Raw genomic sequence first — 1,100 nt, forward strand, 5'->3', positions numbered from 1 at the left:
CAAAGCGAACAGATTGATACTGCGTTTTACACTCATTCTTTTAAAGGACATTGGATAGGATATATGGTTCAAGCATTACCTGGTGCAGACGTTGGAGAAGTTGAAAAGATTATAAGTAATCTAAAATTCTCTCACTCAGAAGGTCATTTGCAACAGTTTGAAGCAGATTGGCTATTCCTCACAAATTTCTTTTTCACTACAGAATGTTATTGTACAAAAGAAATGTATGGACAACTTTTATTGTCTTGGTCACACACTGACCTAATTGATTCAATTGAAAATAAACGTTCAGAAGAAACGGTTTGTACAAGTTGTGGGAAAAAATATCACTATACTCCAGAGGAATTATCGTTATTACTAGGAAGGGGAAAGTATAGCTCATGAAAGAAACATTTAGAATTGGAGAATTATCAGAAATGACTGGAGCTTCGATACGCACACTCCATTATTACGATGAAATAGGACTTTTAAAACCGTACAATATTACAGAATCCAATCATCGTATTTATGATATCACTAACTTAGAGCAACTCTATATTATTTTAGGTTTAAAAGAATTAGGATATTCATTAGATGAAATTAAAACAATTATTCTGAAAGATAAAATTTATCTTTCAGAGTACGTATATGTACAACGTGCTTTATTAGAAAAGGAAATCTCTTCACAACAAAAAAAACTAGATAACCTGTTAAATTTTGAAAAAACATTAGCAGACTATACCGCTATTGACTCTACTCTACTTGCAGAATTACTTACCTTTTATCGTACCAATGCACATTCTCATTTTACGATTCAAGAATTTAATTCAATGCGAACTTTAGTAACAGAAAAAGATAGTTGGAAAGAACATTATTCTGAATGGTCTAAATTTATAACTACTTTAGAAGAAGCCTATAAAGAAAAATTTCCTTCTACCCATCCTAAAGTAATTTATTGTAAGACATATTGGAAAAAATTAATATCAATGACTGATAAAGAACTACCAAATGTATACGAAAAGACAGGTTATTTTCATGCTGAAGAATCGTCTAAAGATCTTTCATTCGGTTTAACAACAGAGTTATACGTATATTTATTAAGACAAATGAACGAGGATGTC

2 protein-coding genes are annotated in these 1,100 nt (G+C 30.8%); both read left to right on the forward strand.

Annotated features, from left to right (window positions below; translation table 11 throughout):
- Positions 1–384, forward strand: a 384-nt coding sequence (locus ACEN4L_RS13385) for an Hsp33 family molecular chaperone HslO (RefSeq protein ID WP_407097743.1), incomplete at its 5' end; no start/stop codon positions are given.
- A partial coding sequence (locus tag ACEN4L_RS13390; RefSeq protein ID WP_407097744.1) for a MerR family transcriptional regulator occupies positions 381–1,100 on the forward strand: 720 nt, incomplete at its 3' end. The genes ACEN4L_RS13385 and ACEN4L_RS13390, both read left to right, overlap by 4 nt.

Origin of the sequence: Desemzia sp. FAM 23988 (assembly GCF_045528365.1) — a bacterium.
Lineage (GTDB): Bacteria > Bacillota > Bacilli > Lactobacillales > Carnobacteriaceae > Desemzia.